This window comes from Posidoniimonas polymericola (assembly GCF_007859935.1).
Classification (GTDB): domain Bacteria; phylum Planctomycetota; class Planctomycetia; order Pirellulales; family Lacipirellulaceae; genus Posidoniimonas; species Posidoniimonas polymericola.
The window spans coordinates 87,103-104,694 of the sequence record NZ_SJPO01000005.1; the positions used below are offsets into that span (position 1 = coordinate 87,103).

Annotated in this window: 15 protein-coding genes; 6 read left to right on the forward strand and 9 right to left on the reverse strand. The window is 65.4% G+C overall.

Annotated features, from left to right (window positions below; all coding sequences use genetic code 11):
* Positions 1-7 precede the first annotated feature (7 nt).
* The gene (gene typA / locus Pla123a_RS11385; protein ID WP_146586983.1) at positions 8-1,876 is read right to left on the reverse strand and encodes a translational GTPase TypA; all 1,869 of its coding nucleotides are present in this window, start codon (positions 1,874-1,876) and stop codon (positions 8-10) included.
* Between the two features lie 352 nt (positions 1,877-2,228).
* On the opposite strand from typA, the gene Pla123a_RS11390 reads away from it, so the two are divergent.
* Positions 2,229-4,061 (forward strand): hybrid sensor histidine kinase/response regulator, encoded by a 1,833-nt coding sequence (locus Pla123a_RS11390; protein ID WP_231956398.1) that lies wholly within the window; start codon positions 2,229-2,231, stop codon positions 4,059-4,061.
* A gap of 117 nt (positions 4,062-4,178) precedes the next feature.
* A complete protein-coding gene (locus Pla123a_RS11395; RefSeq protein WP_197527881.1) occupies positions 4,179-5,321 on the forward strand; it encodes a metallophosphoesterase in 1,143 nt (380 codons plus the stop codon).
* A 159-nt stretch (positions 5,322-5,480) separates the two neighbouring features.
* On the opposite strand, the gene Pla123a_RS11400 is transcribed toward Pla123a_RS11395, so the two are convergent.
* The 4 genes from Pla123a_RS11400 to Pla123a_RS11415 all read right to left on the reverse strand — a co-directional run bounded on the left by Pla123a_RS11400 (position 5,481) and on the right by Pla123a_RS11415 (position 8,576).
* Positions 5,481-5,927 carry a hypothetical protein gene (locus tag Pla123a_RS11400; RefSeq protein ID WP_197527882.1) on the reverse strand — a complete coding sequence of 149 codons (447 nt, stop codon included), beginning with the start codon at positions 5,925-5,927 and terminating at the stop codon, positions 5,481-5,483.
* Positions 5,928-5,952: 25 nt separating this feature from the next.
* Positions 5,953-6,450, reverse strand: coding sequence for a hypothetical protein (locus tag Pla123a_RS11405; protein WP_146586989.1), 498 nt, complete (start codon positions 6,448-6,450; stop codon positions 5,953-5,955).
* Positions 6,451-6,575: 125 nt separating this feature from the next.
* On the reverse strand, positions 6,576-7,349 hold the full coding sequence (locus tag Pla123a_RS11410) for a DUF2071 domain-containing protein (RefSeq protein WP_146586991.1): 774 nt from the start codon (positions 7,347-7,349) through the stop codon (positions 6,576-6,578).
* Between the two features lie 420 nt (positions 7,350-7,769).
* Positions 7,770-8,576 carry a fumarylacetoacetate hydrolase family protein gene (locus tag Pla123a_RS11415; RefSeq protein WP_146586993.1) on the reverse strand — a complete coding sequence of 269 codons (807 nt, stop codon included), beginning with the start codon at positions 8,574-8,576 and terminating at the stop codon, positions 7,770-7,772.
* 114 nt (positions 8,577-8,690) lie between these two features.
* Here Pla123a_RS11415 and Pla123a_RS11420 point away from each other — a divergent pair, with 114 nt between their 5' ends.
* From Pla123a_RS11420 to Pla123a_RS11435, 4 genes are all read left to right on the forward strand, one after another.
* The gene (locus Pla123a_RS11420) at positions 8,691-9,860 is read left to right on the forward strand and encodes a M20 family metallopeptidase (RefSeq protein WP_197527883.1); all 1,170 of its coding nucleotides are present in this window, start codon (positions 8,691-8,693) and stop codon (positions 9,858-9,860) included.
* 561 nt (positions 9,861-10,421) lie between these two features.
* Positions 10,422-11,285 (forward strand): hypothetical protein, encoded by an 864-nt coding sequence (locus Pla123a_RS11425; RefSeq protein WP_146587010.1) that lies wholly within the window; start codon positions 10,422-10,424, stop codon positions 11,283-11,285.
* A gap of 319 nt (positions 11,286-11,604) precedes the next feature.
* Complete coding sequence (locus Pla123a_RS11430) at positions 11,605-12,255, forward strand: PEP-CTERM sorting domain-containing protein (RefSeq protein WP_146587012.1); 651 nt, start codon at positions 11,605-11,607, stop codon at positions 12,253-12,255.
* An 84-nt stretch (positions 12,256-12,339) separates the two neighbouring features.
* Complete coding sequence (locus Pla123a_RS11435) at positions 12,340-13,701, forward strand: glycoside hydrolase family 113 (RefSeq protein WP_146587014.1); 1,362 nt, start codon at positions 12,340-12,342, stop codon at positions 13,699-13,701.
* Positions 13,702-13,740: 39 nt separating this feature from the next.
* On the opposite strand, the gene Pla123a_RS11440 is transcribed toward Pla123a_RS11435, so the two are convergent.
* The 4 genes from Pla123a_RS11440 to Pla123a_RS11455 all read right to left on the reverse strand — a co-directional run bounded on the left by Pla123a_RS11440 (position 13,741) and on the right by Pla123a_RS11455 (position 17,417).
* Positions 13,741-13,920: a hypothetical protein gene (locus Pla123a_RS11440; protein WP_146587016.1), complete on the reverse strand. Its 180-nt coding sequence runs from the start codon at positions 13,918-13,920 to the stop codon at positions 13,741-13,743.
* Positions 13,921-14,152: 232 nt separating this feature from the next.
* Positions 14,153-14,968 (reverse strand): heme-binding protein, encoded by an 816-nt coding sequence (locus Pla123a_RS11445; protein ID WP_146587018.1) that lies wholly within the window; start codon positions 14,966-14,968, stop codon positions 14,153-14,155.
* Positions 14,969-15,110: 142 nt separating this feature from the next.
* Positions 15,111-16,931, reverse strand: a complete 1,821-nt coding sequence (locus Pla123a_RS11450; protein WP_146587020.1) for an FG-GAP-like repeat-containing protein — start codon at positions 16,929-16,931, stop codon at positions 15,111-15,113.
* Positions 16,932-17,072: 141 nt separating this feature from the next.
* On the reverse strand, positions 17,073-17,417 hold the full coding sequence (locus Pla123a_RS11455; protein WP_146587022.1) for a hypothetical protein: 345 nt from the start codon (positions 17,415-17,417) through the stop codon (positions 17,073-17,075).
* Positions 17,418-17,592: the final 175 nt, after the last annotated feature.

A 17,592-nucleotide genomic window follows, 5' to 3' on the forward strand; every position in this document is an offset into this window, starting at 1 on the left:
CGAGCCGTCACACCTGCGCCAGCCGGCGTGACTCTCGCCTCCGGTCGGACTCCTTCAGCAGCAGTTTCCGGATGCGGACGCTGCTGGGCGTGACCTCGACCAGCTCGTCTTCGCCGATGTACTCCAGGCACTCCTCGAGCGACATCCGCCGGGCGGGGCGCACCTGCGAGTTGTCGTCCTTGCCGGAGGCCCGCATGTTGGTGAGCTTCTTGCCCTTCACCGCGTTGACGACCAGGTCGCCCGCCTTGCAGTTCTCGCCAATGACCTGCCCCTCGTAGACCTCGTCGCCCGGGTCGACGAAGAAGACGCCGCGGTCGTACAGGGCGTCGAGCGAGTAGGCCGTGATCGAGCCGGCTTCGCTGGCCAGCAGCACCCCGTTGGCCCGGTCGGGCAGCTCGCCACGTGACGGCTCAAAGCCGATCACCGTGTGGTGCATGATGGCGTTGCCCGCCGTGGCGGTGAGCACTCGGCTTCGCAGGCCGATGAGCGAACGGGCCGGGATTGAAAACTCCATGTGCGTAAAACCAGTAGCGCCCGACTTCCGGCCCATCTTGAGCATCTGGGCGCGGCGGTCTCCGAGCAGGGCCATCACCGCGTTGGTGTGGTCGTCGGGGACGTCGATCACGAGCTGCTCGATCGGCTCGAGCGCCTGGCCGTCCTCTTCCTTCATCACGACCTGCGGCTTGCCGACGCAGAGCTCGAAGCCCTCGCGGCGGAGGTTCTCGATCAGGATCCCCAGGTGCATCAGGCCGCGGCCTGAGACGCGGAACTGCTCCATGGTGTCGCCGGTCTCGACGCGGAGCGCGACGTTCGAGCGGAGCTCTTTCTCAAGCCGCTCCTTCAGCTGCCGGCTGGTTAGAAACTTGCCCTCGCGGCCGGCGAGCGGGCCGTCGTTCACGCGGAAGGTCATGTGAAGCGTGGGGACGTCGATCTCGACGCCCGGCAGCGCTTCGGGGTTGTCGAGGTCGCACACGGTGTCGCCGATGTTGATCGGCTCCAGGCCCACCACGGCGCACAGATCGCCGGCCGGCACGGACTGGGTCTCTTTGCGATCGAGGCCGTCAAACGTGAACAACTGCCCAATCTGCTGCTTGGTCGGCGTGCCGCTACGGTCGATGACGGTCACCTTCTGCCGGTTGGTGAGGGTGCCGCGGCTGACCCGGCCGATGCCGATACGCCCCACAAACTCCGAGAAATCGATGGTGGTGATCAGCATCTGGGCGGGGCCGTCGGCGTTGACCTCCGGGGGCGGCACGCGGTGAACGATGGTCTCGAGCAGCGGACGCATGTCCTCGGGGCGGTTGTCCAGGTCTTCCGACGCCCAGCCCTGGCGGGCCGAGGCGTACACCGTCGCGAAGTCGAGGGCCTCGTCGTCGGCGCCCAGGTCGACTAGCAGGTCGAACACCTCGCTCACGACCTCGTCCGGCCGCGAGTCCGGGCGGTCGACTTTGTTGATTACCACGATTGGCCGCAGCCCCAGCCCGAGCGCCTTCTGCAGGACGAATCGCGTCTGCGGCATCGGCCCCTCGAACGCATCCACGACCAGCAGCACCCCGTCAGCCATGGTGAGCACCCGCTCGACCTCGCCTCCGAAGTCGGCGTGACCCGGCGTGTCGATCAGGTTGAACCGCAGGCGACGCCCCGAGAGGTCCTCGTACTCGACCGCACAGTTCTTGCTGAAAATGGTGATGCCGCGTTCGCGTTCCAGGTCATTGGAGTCGAACACCAGGCCGTGCTGGCCGCCGGCGAGCTTGTCGAGCGCCTCCTGGCGGTAATGGCCAGATTGGTACATCAGCTTGTCGACCAGCGTGGTCTTGCCGTGGTCAACGTGGGCGATAATCGCAACGTTCCGCAGCAGAGCGGGGTCAGAGTCCATTCGGGAGAGCTTCGGGGAGAGGGGGTGTGGGGAGTTGCCGCATCGGCACGCGGGGCGGGCTCGGGCGGGGACGTTCTGTAGGGTTGGGGGGGCTGGCAGCGGCTGACTGGCGGAGAAATTCCCCGCGTCGGCGCCCCATCGGGTGGATCGTTCCGGCAACGGGGCCGATGAATCTTAGGGGAGCCGTGCGGCCTACGGTGGCCGTTCAGCTTGTGAGCCCTAGCAGGGGCCCCTATAATTCGTTTGAGGGACGGGTCTGTCGGCCCGTCGAGATTGTACCCCCCAGACCACGCGGCGCCAGTTCCGCCCACGCGGGACGACGGCCGTACCCACCCTCCCACAGGTCGCGGCGGTGTCGGATCCCACCGGGTCAAGCAGGCCTCAACCACCAAGCGACGCCGATTCTCCGTCCCCAGGGGAGTCGCCCGAGCAACCCGAAACGTCCGGTCCCGCGCCGCCCGAGCACCTGCGGGTGCTCTGCCTAGGCTCTGCGGAGCGTTCCGCCGCCAACCTCCGGGACTGCTTCGAGCAGCCGAACGTCGAGGTGGTGAACGTCTCGTCCCCGGTCCGCGCCCTCGCCCTGCTTACCAAGGGCGACTTCTCCGCCGTTTACGCCGACACCGAGATGTTCGCCAGGGCGCTCGACCCGGGCAGGCTGCTGCAGAACGAGCGGATCCTGCAGGGCATGCCGGACGGGGTCGTGCTGCTGAACACCGAGAACATCGTGATCTGGGGCAACGGCAAGCTCCGCGAGTGGACCGGCGAGCAGAGCGTCCTCGGCCGCAACTTCTACGCCCTGCTCGGCAACCCCGAGATCCTGGGTCCCGACTTCTGCCCGTTCCACACGGCGTTCGCCTCGGGCCGGCCGAGCGCGTCGACCCTGCAGAGCGACGACAACACCTACTATCGCGTCCACGCCGCGCCGATCATCGACATCGACAGCGGCCGCGCCGAGCACCTGGTCGTCACGATCCGCGACGTGTCCGACGAGATGCTGCAGCAGCAGAAGATTGCGGCCATCCACCAGGCGGGCGTTGAGCTGGCCGACCTGACGACCGACGAGGTCGCCGAGATGGACGTCCAAGAGCGGATCGACCTGCTCAAGGAGAACATCCTCCACTGCACCCAGGCCGTGCTCAACTTCGACGTGGTTGAGATCCGGATGCTCAACCAGGACACCGGCACGCTGCAGCCGCTGCTGGCTGTCGGCATGAAGCCCGAGGCCGAGACCCGCCAGCTCACCGCTTCGGACCGCGACAATGGCGTCACCGGCTTTGTCGCGGCGACCGGCAAGAGCTACCTGTGCGAGGACATCAGCGAGGACCCGCTCTACATCGAGGGGGCCCAGGACGCCCGCAGCTCGCTCACCGTGCCGCTCATGCTGCACGACCAGGTGATCGGCACGTTCAATGTCGAGAGCCCCGAGACCGCCGCCTTCACCGAGAGCGACCGCCAGTTCCTCGAGATCTTCGCCCGCGACCTCGCGGTCGCGCTCAACACGCTTGAGCTGCTCGCCGCCGAGAAGGCGACCACCGCCGCCGCCAGCGTCGAGGCGATCCACAGCGCGGTCGCGATCCCGGTCGACGAGATCCTCAACGACGCCGTGAACGTGATGGAGCGGTACATCGGGCACGAGCCCGACGTCGCCGAGCGGCTGCACCGCATCCTCCGCAACGCCCGCGACATCAAGCAGGTGATCCAGAAGGTCGGCCAGTCGCTCGCCCCGATCGAGGCCCGCGCCGCCGGCTCCCGCATCGAACCGCACCCGGTGCTCGCCGGCAAACGCGTGCTGGTGGTCGACGAGGACGACACGGTCCGCTCCGCCGCCCACGACCTGCTGGAACGCTACCTGTGCGTCGTCGAGACCGCCCACGACGGCAACGAGGCGATCTACATGGTCCGCAACCTCGGGCCGGGCCACGAGTACGACGCCATCCTCGTCGACATCCGACTGCCCGACATGAGTGGATTCGAGCTGCTCACCAAGCTGCAGGAACACATCGATATCGGCACGATGATCCTGATGACCGGCTTCGGCTACGACCCGGGCCACTCGATCGTCAATGCCCGCAAGGCGGGCCTCAAGGCAGTGCTGTACAAGCCCTTCCGGCTCGACCAGCTGCTGCAGACGGTCGAGCAGATCGTCTCGGACCACCAGCGGGCGACGCCGCAGGCCGAGTCCTGATCCCGCCAGCCCTCGCGCCCTCCCCTTCTGCGACCCCGTCCCCTCCAGCGACCCCGTCCCTTCCAGCGACACGACGCGACGCCCCGCCGGCTTATGCCCCCGCTACCGCTACTCGTCTTGATTGGCTTGGCCTGCATCGGCCATGTGGTGTTCTGGGTCGGCTTCGTCAACCGCACCCACGCTTGCGGGTGGAACCACCGAGTAGTCGACGCGCTCACCGCGACCAGCGCCGTGATGCTCGTCGCGCCGCCGCTCGCCGCGGCGTGGCTCTACTGGTCGGGGGGCTGGCCCGCCCTGCAGCAGTCGATGCTCCTTTCGGCTTATGCTTGGGTGATGGCGCCACTGGCTGTGTTCGCCGCGGTGCATCAAGTCTGGCTCGCCGTCCACCCCGAACGCCGCACGGTCCACAAGCAGGTGCAGGCCAAGCGGCTTGATTTCCTGCCGGAGCTCGGCCTCGAGATCGCCCGCCCGGTCCCCCGGATGTTCCTCCGGATCCCTGGTAACCAGGCGCTGCAGCTCTCGGTCGAGGAGATGTCGCTCGCCCTGCCCCGCCTGCCGGCCGGGCTCGCGGGGCTGAAGATCGCCCTCCTGGCCGACCTGCACATCTCCGGTCGGTTCGGCGTCGAGCTCTACAAACGCGCCATGGACCAGGCCGCCGCATCGCGGCCCGACCTGGTGGTGCTGGCGGGCGACTTGATCGAGAAGGACCACTGCCTCCCCTGGGTGAACGAAACCTACGGCAAGCTTTCGGCGCCGCTCGGCGTCTACTACGTGCTCGGCAACCACGACAAGAAGGCCGACCACCCCGGCATCCGCGCGGCGCTCGACGCCCTCGGCTTCGTTGACGTGAGCCGCCAGGCCGTGCGGCTCGACCACCACGGCGAGTCGATCGAGATCGTCGGCAACGAGCTCCCCTGGTTCGGTCCTCCCACTACCTTCTCCGACCAGCCCGCCAGCCTGCGGCTGGTGGTCGCCCACAACCCCGACCAGTTCGGCTGGGCCGTCGCCCACGACGCCGACCTGATCCTCGCTGGGCACAACCACGGCGGCCAAGTCCGCTTCCCGCCGATCGGCCCGGTGCTGACCCCCAGCCTGCACGGCACCCGCTACGCGTGCGGCACCTTCCGCCGCGGCGACACCGTGATGCACGTCACGCGCGGCGCCGGCTCGCTGGCGCCGTTCCGCTTCTTCTGCCCGCCCGAGCTGACGCTGATCACGCTCCAGCAGCAAACTTCCTTGTCGGGCGCCATGCCTGTGTGAAGCTCAGGAGTTTCACTTCGGAGCGTCGAAAAACTGGGCTCAATGTCGCTGAAGTTGGGCACACCGCGGGCAGTTGGAGGTGCCGACGACGTGCCTAACGTCTTGCCGCTCAGCCGCCGGCGAAGCCGGTCGGCTGCAGCGGTTTGTTGGACTGCCTGCTCAGATTATCCATGGCGAAGGACTCCCCTCGAAGGTGATCTGCATCGACTCGTACTGATCCGAGCTGTCTTCGAGGTGCATGGAGATGCCGTTATCGAACTCCAGGACGATGAGCCGGTCGCCCTTGATGTCGCAGCGACGCACTGCCGTGTTCATGATCTCGTAGAACCCCGCGTCTGGCCACCGCCCGTCCTCCCAGTGGGCCACGATTTCGCCGTTGCGGAAGAGGTTCACCGGAGACTGGACGGCGAAGTTCACGGAACCGAACGTGAACTGGAGATCGAACTGACCGACGCGCACCTGCGTCGTGAATTCACCGACAACCGGTGAGAGATCAAGATCGCGGGGTATTCGGTACATTCCTGTCAGTCCAACGGCCGGGATCACCGAGCCGCCGGAGACACATTCTCCATTGGCAAACCGCGCGATCGGCGGCTTCGTGTGCATCCCATTGTTCTGTCGCGTCTTTTGGTCACCAAGCGATGATGTGCCCGGATCGATGATCGTAAATCTCGGCCTGCCAGTAGTGCGGGTCATTTACATCTCGCCGATCCATTCCGTCAGGAGTTTTGGCCGTGACGGGTCTCGCTAGGCGAACAAACACACTGTTTTCGTCTGGCCATCCTTTTGATGTTTCAAGGATAGCGTTTCCGTTCTTGATTTCGGAGTCGATTATATCATTCAGCGCGGCACAAAGTAGGCAGCGGTGGTATGCGATCAGGAGCGCGCGGGCGGCACGATCACAACGTGGCGGGTTACCCGGCAAGCCCATCGACGAATGTTCGAGTTTCGTCAAGTGCCTGCCAAGTGCATATTGATCGGCGTCCGCCAGCAGTATTTCGGCGATAGTGGGAATGTACGAATCGTACTCGTCGCGCGCTTCGGGATTAGCACGTACACCAATTGGGTCCCAACTGCGTAGTAGGGTATCGCGAATGGTTTGGTCAAGTTGGTAGCGTGTGTCGGCCATTGTGATGACGGGCCATGCAGCGACAGAACGTAAAAGGCTCAGTTGCCGGCCGCCCGCGGGAGCAGGCGTTCAACCGACAACACTATTGTCCATCGCGGGCGTCGCCGGTCCACTGCAGCCGGTGGTTAGTGGGCTTCTTTCGGTGCTGCTTTGGTCGACAAACAATGCGAGCCCGGCGTCGAATATAGGTCAGGGCGGCTGCGCCATTCATGTCTAATCCCCCGCATGAGTAAAGCGCAGTCTAGCTCGACGGAACCACTCGGAAATCTGTCTGAGTCGTCAAAGAAACAGGACCGAGCCGTCTCAATCGTGAGCGGCGACACGCTCCAGTCGAGAGAATGAAGTTCCATCCCGTGATAATGATTCTCGGTGTCAGTAGCAGAATAACCCGTCGCACCCAGCGAGAAGAAATTGGCAGACTCATCAAGTGATGAAAATATGCTTTCTGTGGAGAATTGGGCCGCTTTGCGACCCGAGAAGGCTATCTCCTCGCGACCATCTTCCCTGATAATCCTAACGAAAACGTCTGTGTCTGAATCCTTTGTCTCAAACTTGCTTCTCTGAAATATCCCCGGGAACAATCGGCCACCAAGTGTTTTATTAAACCATGAGTTGGTGTCTCGTCGAGGAATGTAAACACCCTCTCGATGCGCACCGTCTTGGGTCCATTGAACCGCAATTCGGTGCGCCGCATTCTCCGAACCCAGGCCGAAAAACTGCGGGACGTAATGAGGTCGGAGTTGCTTGAATCGGATCATGCAAACGCCGCCCACCCCATACCCGTCATGTAGCTTCGGTTGGAATGGTTGCGGCAACACTCGACTTAATACCGTCGGATCAATGCGGTAGTTCAGCAGAACACGTCGGTCGATGATGCCGTGAATAGTGTCGAGGATCATGCAACTAAGCCATGCCCACTAACTTGTTATTAGACAGAAACTTCTTCAGTATGCCCGGCATATTGAAGGTGACCTTCAGTAAGCAGACTGCCATTCTAGCGGGCTACCGCGTGCCTTCTCAAGCTACGTGCTTCTCGACAGCATTGGCACTCTCCTACGGCAATCGGGCAGGCATCTAGCGCGCTGAGGTTGTCACAACCTCGATCAGTATCGCGACTCCCAAAACTACACCGGATTCATCGTCCCGCGCGCTACTCAAACTCCCCTCGGCGCCTCACACCAGCACAGCCGCGAAATACTGCTCCGGGTGCCGGGGGCGCTCCCGATAGGGAAGCCCCCGACCTTCAGCCGAATGGGGATGGGTACCTCTCGGGGGCTTCCGCTGTCGCGGAGCGCCCCCGGCACCCGCTTTCTTGGACGCTACACCTCTTCTTCCACCACCGGGTTCGTCAGCACCCCGATCCCCTCAATCTCCACCGACACCGTGTCGCCCGGCTGCAGCCAGACCGGCGGCTGGCGGGCGAAGCCGACGCCGTGGGGCGTGCCGGTGAAGATCACCGTGCCGGCCCGCAGGGTGGTGCTGCCGCTCAGGAAGGCGATCAGCTTGGGCACGCTGAAGATCATGTCGGCGGTGGTCCAGTCCTGCATCACCTGGTCGTTTAGTGTGGTCTTGATCGCCAGGTTGTTGGGGTCGGTCAGCTCGTCGGGCGTCACCAGGCAGGGGCCCATCGGGGCGAAGGTGTCGAAGGTCTTGCCGCGGCAGAACTGCCCGCCGCCCCACATCGACTGCCAGTCGCGGGCGCTGATGTCGTTGCCGCAGGTGTAGCCCGCCACGTAGCCGAGGGCGTCCTCTTCGGTAGCGTTCTTGCAGTCGCGGCCGATCACCACCACGAGCTCGCACTCGTAGTCGACGCGGTCGCTCCGCAGGGTGCGGGGCAGCACGACCGGGTCGCCGGGGTTCTGCACGGCCGAGGTGGTCTTCATGAACAGCACCGGGTGCTCGGGGCACGGCTTGCCCCCCTCCTCGGCGTGCTTGGCGTAGTTGAGGCCGATGCAGAGGATGTCCACCGGCTCGATCGGCGCCAGCAGCTTCGCGACGTTGGCCGGCTTGCCGGTGTCGACCGGCGAGTGCAGCGGGTCGCCGTCGACGAGCGTGGTGCTCCCGTCCGCGTGGAGGCAGCCGTACGAAATGTGGCCCACCGGGTCTTCGAAACGAGTGATCTTCATGCACGCAACCTTCTGCTAGAATACGCCTTCTGCGTCGCCCAAATGCTGTTGTTCGAGAGCTTACCGCTCGCCCGCCCTCACGTACACTGCCCGCCAACGGTGCCCGCCCGAGCTATGTCCCTCAAATCGCCCGCGACCTGCCTGGAACTGCTGCAGGCAATGGTCGGCATCGAGTCCGTGACGCCCCGCACCTCGGGCCGGCCCGACGCCGAGCAGGAAATCGGCGCCTACCTGGCCGGCGTCGCGAGCGGCTGGGGCCTGGCCGTGACCGAGCTGCACGTCGAGGGCGGCGCGCCCAACGTGCTGATCACTGCCCCGACAAAGCCCGATGCGCCGTGGTGGATGTTTGACAGCCACCTCGACACGGTCGGCATCCAGGGGATGACGGTCGACCCGTTGGCCGCCGAGGTCAAGGACGGCCGCCTGTACGGCCGCGGCGCGTGCGACACCAAGGGCACCGGCGCCGCGATGCTGTGGGCCCTCCGCCAAACGGTCGCCGACGGAACCGCGCCGGCCAACATCGCGATGCTGCTGACCGTCGGCGAGGAGGCACGCCAGGTCGGCGCCCGCTCGTTCTTGGAGCGTGACCTTAATCAACTCGGCTGGTCCCCCGCGGCGGTAGTGGTCGGCGAGCCGACCATGATGAATGTCGTCCGGGCGGCCAATGGTTATGTCCGTATTCGGCTGGTGACCCTCGGCCGCGCGGCTCACTCGAGTTCTCCCGAAAAAGGTCTCAACGCGATCAGCACGATGGCCCGCGCCGTGACCGCGATCGAGCAGGACTACATCGCCCGGCTCGACGCGACGCACCCGCTCACGGGCCGCTCGACCTGCAGCATCAACGTGATCCGCGGCGGCTCGGAGCACAACGTGGTGCCGCCCCGCTGCGAGGTGACGATCGACCACCGCCTGACCCCCGGCCAGGACGGCGACGCCGCAGTGGCCGGCATCCGCGCCGCCCTCGACCGACTGGCTGCCGAGGACGACCGACTCGAGTACGCCTTCGATGACGTCGAGACCGCCCCGCCGCACGGCCCCGAGCTCAACGGCCCGCTCAGCGAGCACGTCGCTGGGCTGCTCGGCCAGGTCGGCATCGAATCTTCCATCCACGGCGCGCCCTACACCACCAACGCCAACCACTACGCCGGCGCCGGCCTCAAGTGCGTGGTCCTCGGCCCCGGCGACATCGCCCAGGCCCACACCCGCGACGAGTGGATCGCCCTCGACCAACTCGACCTCGGCGTCCGCGGCTACCGCAAGCTCATGGAGAGCCTGCCGGAGTAGCCGGCGTTGGCTGTTGGCTCTCGGCTGTTGTCTGTCCGTTGGGTAGCCCGTCAGAGCAATGCCGCGAAGTGGCGCGCGCAAGTCCCTCTCCCCCAAGGGGGGAGAGGCTAGGTGAGGGGGCCCCAGAAAACAGCGGAGCGCAGCTCCTCCATCTCCCCAGAGTTTTGTCCCCCACTCCTCCCCCGGACAAAACCACCCACGCCTTCGTCGAACTCGTAAGCCATTACACAGAAAGCACATACGAATCGCTCTCGCATCCCACCGCCCGCAACGTTGAGTCCAAAACATCCAGCGAAGGGGACAAAACCCCGCGCAAGGTTTCTCCCTCACCAACGCCTTTGGGCCCCGCCAAACTAGCAGCCAACCCCCATTGGACCCCGCGGGCTGGCTCTTTGCTACGAGAAAACCTCGCGATCGAGCCCCTGACGAGCCCGATCAGCCCATCCCGCCAGGGGTGGGACCGACCCACCAATCCCTGCCCCATCCGAATGCCATAGCTCCCCCCTAGCAAAATTGGTATCCCACGCCTGGAAAACCGTCACCAGCGAGCACAGGCAACCGATGCAAAGGCGTTCCCACCACGGTTCGATTCAGCGACTAACGTTGGCGGCCGTGCTGCTCACGGCCAACGCCGCCCGCGGCCAGGAGGCGGCCGTGACGCCGCTTCCCGACCTGTCGTCGCCGCCGATGGTCGACCCCCAGGTCCAGCCAGCAGGCTACGGCTCTTCCGGCGGGGGCTCGCCTGCCTGCACTGCCTGCTACGACCCGTGGTCGGCCGGCGTGGAGTTCGGCATCACGCGGTTCGTGCACACCAACGGCAACTTCGCCCTGATCGACGACGAGGTCGGCGCCTCGTTCCGGCCGTACCTTGGCTACGAGACCCCCGAGGGGGTCGGCGTCCGCGGGTCGGTGTTCATCGCCGCCGCCGAGAGCGTCGCAATCGACGCCGACGACAGCAGCCTGTTCGAAGCCAATCCGGTCGCCCTCAGCATCGATATCGAGCTCTACCGCCGGCTCCGCTTCGACAGCTTCGAGCTGCTGCTCGGCGCCGGCGCGCAGGGCGCCGGCTACGGCTTCGAGTTCCCCGACGGCGGCGACACGACCTGGGCCGGCGGCGGTGGGTCGCTGATGGCCGAGGGCCGCCAACTTATCCACGTCAGCCCGTGCAGCGAGTGGAGCGTGATCGGCGGCGGCCAAGTCGGCTACCTGCTGGGCGAAAAGTCGTACTCCTCCCCGCCCGGCTACGACGACGTCGGCCTGACGATGACCACCGGCAGGGCGTACCTTGGCTTCGAGTACCGCCGGCATTTGTCCCGCGGCGACCTCCTCTTCCAGCTCAAGGGCGAAACCCAGGTCTGGCGAGCCGACGGCATGCCCGGCATGGGCCTCGACACCACTGGGTTCCAGTTCGGGGCTGCCTGGTAGGCCCCGCCAGTTCCAAGAGTCAGCTATCAGGCGCGGGGGCTGGGTAGCTCCCCATTTGCGACGCTCGCGGCGCATCGATCGGGTCTATTGTCCGCAGACAACGGCCTGCGTCCTAGCGACGCATCGGCGAAAACCTGAAATCCCTCTAGTTCAAGTGCTTGATCTCGGCATTCAAGTGCTTTAGCATGGGCGAAGTGAGGTTCCGGCGTGCGGCTTCGCAAAACGCCCGTCGACTTCTCATTGAGTTCTCTTCTGACACTTGCTCACAAGCGCCGTTGAATCTTCTCTTTCTCCTCTCTTGCATGGCATCGGGTGACTCATGAAAGCAGTGCTCCGCTTCAATTCCTTGTTCTGCCTCGTGGCGGCGACCGCGTGCGGCGTCTCGCAGGCCGAAATGCTGGTGAATGATTTCGGGGACGGGGTCCAGAGTTGGCGATTCGACTTTGGCAGCCCGCTCACGCCGATTCTGTCGCAGGACCCGTCGCAAGGCTCGCCCAATAACGCGCCCGGCGCGCTACGGATGGAGATGAACTTCGCGTCGAGTCAGGGGGGCAGTAATAGCTTTGCGTTTACTGGCGACCTCTTTTTCCCGGCGACCGACTTGTCGGGCTTCGATTCGGTCGAGTTCGACCTGATGGTCGCGCCCGGAGCGGCGTTGGACGCCTTCGGCAACCACGGCTACTTCCAATTCGTCTCACGCGAGACCGACGGCTACAGCTACAACTCGGTGCTCGGGGAGAACCTCCCACCAGTCACCGGGCAGTGGCAGCCCTACTCGGTCCCGGCGGATTCCATGACGGCAACGCGGGCATTTACCGTCCAGTTGTACGGCGGTCCGTCCCAGGATATCGATGGACCGATCACACTCTTTATCGACAACATCCGCCTGACCAACGCGGTCCCGGAACCAACCTCGCTCGCGTTGGTAGGTCTGATGAGCGCCGCGGCGTTCGCCAGCCGCCGCCGCTGAGCAGCGCAGGGATCGATAGCAAAACGCCTTCATTAGCGACACCTGATCGGTCCACCTCCAGATCGGCCCGCAGAGGAATCGCGTATGCCGCCACTTCCGGAACGCCGCGTTTCACGCACGCTCGCCATCGCGTTCGCCTTGGGCATGACGCTCTCGACCAGCGTTAGCGCCGGCGATCCGGACGTCTACCAGCCCAACACCGACCCGGCAGTCGGGTTCAACTTGATCTCTTGGGCCAATTTCGGCGGGTCGGGCGCCAACCGGTGGCGTGAAGCCGTCCGCGGCCTTCACGAGGCCGGGTTCAGTGAAGTCTCGATCAGCCCGGTCCGATTCGTTAACCCAGCCACCGGAGTGATTGCGAGTTCGTCTTCGAAGGGTCCGGAACTGAGCCACATCGCCGCCGGCGTGGCCGAGGCGAAGAGCCTCGGGATGCGGGTGACGGTCAACCCTTTCGTGGAGCCGGAGAACTTTGCCTTCTGGCGGGGCCAGTACGACCCGAACCCGGGCTCCCAGAGCTGGAGCACGTTCTGGCAAGACTACGAAGACTACTTGGTTGAGGTCGCCGTCGTGGCGCAAGCCAATGGGGCCGATGCGTTGAACGTCGGCACCGAGCTCCGCGCGATCACCCGCAACAGCGGCAACAACGGGAAGTGGGCGTCTGTCATCGCGGCGGTCGACGACGCCTTCACCGGTGAGCTCGGCTACGCCGCCAACTGGGACAACTATCGAAATGGCAACCTGACCGACGCGGTTTGGAAGAATCCGGCAATCGACTACTTGGGCATCGACGCCTACTTCCGCGACACGACCTCCAACGCCGAGTCCGACGCGTCGGGCGCCGACCCCAACGAGGCGTTCATCACGCAAGTGGAGCAGGGGTGGAACGATCGGCTCGACAACGAGATCCTGCCCTTCGCCGCCTCCCTCCGTGCCGGCGGCGGACTCCCAGTGGTGCTCACCGAGGTCGGCTACCTGCCCTATAACCGCACGACCGTGACCCCCCAAAACAACTCGGGCGCCGTCGATACCGACGAGCAAGTCATGGCCTTCAAAGGGCTCACCCGAGCCCTCAACGGCCGCAAGGCTGAGCTGGGCGCGATTCACGTCTGGCAGTGGGGCATGGCGGGCTCCAACGGCAGCCAGTGGAACATTGCTGCGGGCGCCCCGTCCGACCAGCCAAACAACATCCCCTTGGGGAAGTGGCTGTCGGGCTTTGTCTCGGCGCCCGCTTTGGCCGGCGACTTCAACGGCGACAGCGTCGTCGACGCGGCCGACTACGCCACTTGGCGTGACGGCACGCGTCCCGTTAGCGACTACCAAGTCTGGGCCGAGCGTTACGGGGACGCGTTGGTTCTCCCTGGCCAAGTGGTCTCAATCCCTGAACCGCTGGGGGTGAGCCTCGCACTTTCGGCTAGCTTGGCTGCGATTTGGCGGGGCTTCTACTAGTGATGCCAACGCCCCCAGACCGACCAACGGGAGGCCGTCCTAGCCGGTAGGCTCTGTCGCCCGGAAACCGGCGGCGCCGATGGCGAGTAGGTGCAGCAAGATGCCCGGGAAGATAAACGGCACATAGCCAACGAGGGTCGCCAACAGCCACAGGCCGCCGGCGAACCTCCGGCCCTCGTAGAACTGCCCTAAGCCCGGCAGGAGGACACTAAGCGCCATCGGCAGTCCCGGCTGGAAGCGGTAGATTTGCTGATTCGACGGCTGATTGGCTCGATCAGGATCGGATGCGGGGCGGGATGCGGTTTCCATGGGACTCCGGGGCTGGCTGCGTCTTCGCTGGCTGGTTTACAAGGCCGATAACGCCTATCTATGCCGCAAGACTGGCGCCAAGCGTCGGCGGATTTCTCGAAAAAACGCCTAACCGGCAACTGCTCATCGCGCTCTGTGGACGCTATCTCGCCGCCGACGTCGCGGCTCGCTTGAGCGGAAGCTGGACCTCGTGAAACTGGTTCTTGCGTCCGACCATCGGGCTGTTGTAGCCCATCACGCGCAGTGGTCCGCTCACTTCGTATTTCGATTGGTCAGCGACCCACCGTTCAAGACGGGCGTTGGCGTCCTCGATGACTTGGGATCCGACGCCACCTCGGACGCCGAGGGCCACGACTTCCGTGGGCTCCCGATCGACCACCGTTACCGCACCCCGTTCGCCTGGTTTTCCAATCTCGGGGCTGGCGTAGAAGAAGGCCATCGACTGCTGCTGAGGTCTTCCCGCTGCTGACGCCTCGTACTCCATTTGGACCGGCGCCGTCATCGCGATCCCGTTGGTCGAGATATGCCCGAACAGGGTCATGAACTGCTTGGCCATCGCCATACGCTGCTTGGGGTAGCGTTTTACTTCAATCATGCCGACCGGCGTGTACGTGGGAAATCCCTCGGGGAGCTTGGCCTCGCCTAGCGGCACGAAGGCGAGCATTTCCGCCACCCGCTGCAGCCGCTGCTTTAGCTCAGGAACCGTCAGCTCCTGGTCGGTCGCGGCGCCGCCCGCCGAGAGTTCGTCGGCGATCGGGCTGCTGGATGGGACCAACGCTTTGAGCTGGTCGACTGCCGATAGCAGGGCAGCGCCGTCCTCCTCCGCCAACGCCGCCTCAACCAGTTGGCGAGCTGTCGCGGCTTCGCCGTCGGGCTCTGGGTAGCCCGACTCATCCTTCGCGTTCAGCAGCGAGGCCCATGAAAAAGTGAATGCTAGCAGGAGTAGGAGTTTGCGCATGCTTGCCGTCCGGTAGTTAGGTAACCTTCGAACTTTAGCCGGCCGCAAGAGATTGCCCAGGGTGGGCCCGCCACGGCTGAGCGGCCCGTGGCCAGGGGACGCTGCTCTCTGCTGCAAGCAATCGGCCGGCGGCGGGGCGCCTTCAGGGCTTCGTTGCTTGTCCTGGGTTCCGGATCCGGCCCAGCAGCCCCGCGGCGACGCAGGCGATCAGCGCCGCTGCCGCCCCTGGCTCGGGCGTGGCGTCGATGGCGCCGGCGGCGGTCCCGAGACCGAAGTTGGTCCGCCAGACGAGGTAGTCATCGGCGTCGACCACCCCATCGCCGTTCCCGTCGGCCGGCAGGTAGGCGCCGGTCAGATTCTCTGCGTCCCGCCACAGGGTGTAGTCGGCCGCGTCGACGACGCCGTCGAAGTTGTAGTCGCCCGGCAGCACGTCGGCGACGGCGAGCGCCAGGTACTGGTCGGCGGACACATCGTACGCGTACTGGACCGTGCCGTCGGGCCACACGACCAGCAGGGTGTCGATTGTGTCGGCCGCGCCGAGGCCGAAGTGCACCGGCAGGTCGCTCTGGTTGAACGTGCCGGCGTTGGTGTTGGCCTCGCGGCGGAGCGTGCGCTCGTCGGCCGTTCCCTCGTTGATGGTGGCGTACAGCACGGCGCCGATGGCGGTGGTGTTCTCGGTGCGGCCGTCGAGCTCGACGTACAGCCAGTGGTTGCCGTTCTCGGCGGCGTCGCTGAGGAACACGCGTTCGTTGTAGCTGGACCCGGTGGGGGCGATCAGGTCCTGGTCACCGTCGCGGTCGAGGTCGCCCCACACGCTGTCGTAGCCGCCGACGTTCTGCTCGTCGAGGCCCTCGGCGACGGTCACGTCGGTGAACTGCCAGTCGCCGTCGTTGCGGTAGAGCTTGCGGGCCTGGTCCTTTGAGCCGACAAGGTGGTCGTGGAAGAAGAGGTCGAGGTCGCCGTCGTTGTCGTAGTCGACCGCCTTGCCGCCGCCCAGGTCGCTCGAGACGTCCGACAGCAGCGCGTGGCCGGTGATTGCATCGACGTCGGTGAACTGGTTGCCGCCGTCGTTGCGGAAGATCTTGGTCGGCCGGGCGTCGGCGCCCACGACAAACAGGTCGAGGTCGCCGTCGTCGTCCATGTCGACGAACTCGGCGCCGTAGCTGTTCTGGAAGTTCTGCGTGCCGTTCGAGTCGGCGATGTCGACGAAGCTCAGCACGCCGGTCTGGGCGAGCTGGTTCTCGTAGAAGTTGTTGCGGATGTTGTTGTTGCTGCGGCAGGTCGAGATGTAGATGTCGAGGTCGCCGTCGCCGTCGGTGTCGCCGATGGCCATGCCGTAGCCCTTCGTGCCGAAGTCTTCCTGGACCCCGACCAGGGCGCCGACCGGATCGAACGTGCCGTCGGCGGCCTGCAGGTAGATCTCGTGCTTCTCGGGGCCCTCCATGCCGATGATCAGGTCGAGGACGTGGTCGCCGTCGATATCGTTCCAGGCGACATTCTGGTGGAAACCGGGGTCGTTGAGCCCCACCGCCACGCTCGAGTTCGAGAAGCTGAATCCGGCGTTGTTGTGCAGCGAGTCGCCCGAGGCGCCGATGTTCGACTGGCCGACAAAGATGTCAACAAGACCGTCGCCGTCGTAGTCGCCCCACGCGGCGCTCCAAGAGGGGCCCAGCCCGCCGGGCACAACCAACGAAGTAAGGTCGGTGAAGGAGAGGTGGCCGTTCTCGACCAGGTTGTTCCGGTAGAACCGCTGCGCGCTGCCGCCCCCTTGGAAGAAGAGGTCGAGGTCGCCGTCGTTGTCGTAGTCGCCGAGCGACGCGCTGCGGCCGTCGACGTTGGCGGAGAGGACCGCCGTGCCGGAGTTGCTGAACGTCTGGGCGGCGGCCTGGCGGCTGGGGGCGCCGGACGCCAGCAGCGCGGCGATCAGGGCAACGAGCGTGGGGCGACGCAGAGCGAGACTCATAGGACCGCCTTGGCGAGAATCGGTTCGCTGGGGGGGGAGGACGCCCTACCAGCGTAGCCGGCCCCCAACCACGGTGCAAACAAGCCGCGACCGCTGGAACGCCGCCGGGCGACAGAACCGAAGGCCTCAACATGGGGGGCTCTACGGCCCCTTCGCCCAAAAGAACCCGGCCACGACGCCGGCGCCGAGCAGCAGCAGGTGGATAAAGTTGATCTGGTGCAGGTGGGCGAGGAAGAACGGCAGGCTCGGATCGGCCATGAACGGCAGCGCGTACCACTCGGCCAGCACCGAAGCAACCAGGCCGGCGACCAATGCGATGACGCCGGTCGCCAGGTTACGGTCGCGGACTGCCAGCTGCACGCCCCACCCTGCCCCGGCGCCCATCAGCATGCCGGCGTGCAGTCCGGCGCGGGCGAGCAGGATGAACACGACCGCCCCGGCGACAGCGCCGCCGATCGCGCCGGCGGCTGCTTTGACGTAGTCCATTGAACCTCTCGGTGGATGAGCTCGAATTGGGGACTGGCTCTCGTCCGCCGTGCGGAACGTTGCCTGGGATCGATTCTGGGGCGGTCGAGTGCCTGTCCCCATTTTGAGCGGGCCATCCAAGGGAGACGCGATCGGATGGTCCGTCGAAAAACGGGGACAGGCACGCCGCATCAAC